Origin of the sequence: Planomicrobium soli (assembly GCF_003014655.1) — a bacterium.
GTDB lineage: Bacteria > Bacillota > Bacilli > Bacillales_A > Planococcaceae > Planococcus > Planococcus soli_B.
On record NZ_PYAT01000028.1, the window covers coordinates 1 to 3,053 of the forward strand.

1 rRNA gene is annotated in these 3,053 nt (G+C 53.7%); it reads right to left on the minus strand.

Annotation, left to right across the window (positions count from 1 at the left end):
- Positions 1-26: 26 nt before the first annotated feature.
- A 23S ribosomal RNA gene (locus B0H99_RS17485) occupies positions 27-2,959 on the minus strand.
- Positions 2,960-3,053 lie beyond the last annotated feature (94 nt).

Here is a 3,053-nt window from a genome sequence, read left to right on the forward strand (position 1 = left end):
TACACGACGGATGAAACGAAACAAAATTGGTTAAGTCCTCGATCGATTAGTATTCGTCAGCTGCACATGTCGCCACGCGTCCACCTCGAACCTATCTACCTCATCGTCTTTGAGGGATCTTACTTGCTTGCGCAATGGGAAATCTCATCTTGAGGGGGGCTTCGTGCTTAGATGCTTTCAGCACTTATCCCGGCCACACATAGCTACCCAGCGATGCCCCTGGCGGAACAACTGGTACACCAGCGGTGTGTCCATCCCGGTCCTCTCGTACTAAGGACAGCGCCTCTCAAATTTCCTGCGCCCGCGACGGATAGGGACCGAACTGTCTCACGACGTTCTGAACCCAGCTCGCGTACCGCTTTAATGGGCGAACAGCCCAACCCTTGGGACCGACTACAGCCCCAGGATGCGATGAGCCGACATCGAGGTGCCAAACCTCCCCGTCGATGTGGACTCTTGGGGGAGATAAGCCTGTTATCCCCGGGGTAGCTTTTATCCGTTGAGCGATGGCCCTTCCATGCGGAACCACCGGATCACTAAGCCCGTCTTTCGACCCTGCTCGACCTGTACGTCTCGCAGTCAAGCTCCCTTGTGCCTTTACACTCTGCGAATGATTTCCAACCATTCTGAGGGAACCTTTGGGCGCCTCCGTTACTCTTTAGGAGGCGACCGCCCCAGTCAAACTGCCCGCCTGACACTGTCTCCCGCCCCGATCAGGGGCGTGGGTTAGACTTTCAATACAACCAGGGTAGTATCCCACCGACGCCTCCCCCGAAGCTGGCGCTCCGGGCTCTCAGGCTCCTACCTATCCTGTACAAGTTGCACCAAAAGTCAATATCAGGCTACAGTAAAGCTCCACGGGGTCTTTCCGTCCTGTCGCGGGTAACCTGCATCTTCACAGGTACTATAATTTCACCGAGTCTCTCGTTGAGACAGTGCCCAGATCGTTACGCCTTTCGTGCGGGTCGGAACTTACCCGACAAGGAATTTCGCTACCTTAGGACCGTTATAGTTACGGCCGCCGTTTACTGGGGCTTCAGTTCGCACCTTCGCTTGCGCTAAGCACTCCCCTTAACCTTCCAGCACCGGGCAGGCGTCAGCCCCTATACGTCACCTTACGGTTTTGCAGAGACCTGTGTTTTTGCTAAACAGTCGCCTGGGCCTATTCACTGCGGCTCTCTCGGGCTATTCACCCTACCAGAGCACCCCTTCTCCCGAAGTTACGGGGTCATTTTGCCGAGTTCCTTAACGAGAGTTCACTCGCTCACCTTAGAATTCTCTTCTCGCCTACCTGTGTCGGTTTGCGGTACGGGCACCTCCCGCCTCGCTAGAGGCTTTTCTTGGCAGTGTGAAATCAGGGACTCCGGAGAAAATTCTCCTTGCCGTCACAGCTTGGCGTATCAGGAATGGGATTTGCCTCATTCCACGCCTCACTGCTTGGACGCGCACAACCAACGGCGCGCTCGCCTTATCCTTCTGCGTCCCCCCATTGCTCAAACGGCGGGGAGGTGGTACAGGAATATCAACCTGTTGTCCATCGTCTACGCCTATCGGCCTCGACTTAGGTCCCGACTAACCCTGAGCGGACGAGCCTTCCTCAGGAAACCTTAGGCATTCGGTGGACGGGATTCTCACCCGTCTTTCGTTACTCATACCGGCATTCTCACTTCTAAGCGCTCCACCGGTCCTTCCGGTCCAGCTTCAACGCCCTTAGAACGCTCTCCTACCACGAATCTCTACGAGATTCATCCACAGCTTCGGTAATCCGTTTAGCCCCGGTACATTTTCGGCGCAGTGTCACTCGACCAGTGAGCTATTACGCACTCTTTAAATGATGGCTGCTTCTAAGCCAACATCCTGGTTGTCTAAGCAACGCCACATCCTTTTCCACTTAACGGATATTTGGGGACCTTAGCTGGTGGTCTGGGCTGTTTCCCTCTTGACTACGGATCTTATCACTCGCAGTCTGACTCCCAAGCATAAATCACTGGCATTCGGAGTTTGTCTGAATTCGGTAACCCGGGATGGGCCCCTAGTCCAAACAGTGCTCTACCTCCAGGATTCTCAATCTTGAGGCTAGCCCTAAAGCTATTTCGGAGAGAACCAGCTATCTCCAGGTTCGATTGGAATTTCTCCGCTACCCACACCTCATCCCCGCACTTTTCAACGTGCGTGGGTTCGGGCCTCCAGCAAGTGTTACCTTGCCTTCACCCTGGACATGGGTAGATCACCTGGTTTCGGGTCTACAACTGCATACTCCGTCGCCCTATTCAGACTCGCTTTCGCTGCGGCTCCGGCTTCTCACCTTAACCTTGCATGCAATCGTAACTCGCCGGTTCATTCTACAAAAGGCACGCCATCACCCCTTAACGGGCTCTGACTACTTGTAGGCACACGGTTTCAGGATCTATTTCACTCCCCTTCCGGGGTGCTTTTCACCTTTCCCTCACGGTACTGGTTCACTATCGGTCACTAGGAAGTATTTAGCCTTGGGAGATGGTCCTCCCGGATTCCGACGGAATTTCACGTGTTCCGCCGTACTCAGGATCCACTCTGGAGATCCGAACCTTTCAGCTACAGGGCTGTTACCTCGTATCGCGGACCGTTCCAGGTCGCTTCGCTTAAATTCGGATTTTGTAACTCCGTACAGAGTGTCCTACAACCCCAAGAGGCAAGCCTCTTGGTTTGGGCTGATCCCGTTTCGCTCGCCGCTACTCAGGGAATCGCAATTTGCTTTCTCTTCCTCCAGGTACTTAGATGTTTCAGTTCCCTGGGTATGTCTCAAACACGCTATGAATTCGCGTGAGTGTCCTATCCGATTAAAGATAGGGGGTTTCCCCATTCGGAAATCCCCGGATCAAAGCTCACTTACAGCTCCCCGAGGCATATCGGTGTTAGTGCCGTCCTTCATCGACTCCTAGTGCCAAGGCATCCACCGTGCGCCCTTTCTAACTTAACCAAGTGGCTAATCAAAAAGTTGACCCGAAGGTCGCGTACTTGTGTTGCTTGTTTCGTTGTTTCAATGTCGTGTATCCAGTTTTCAAAGAACAAGT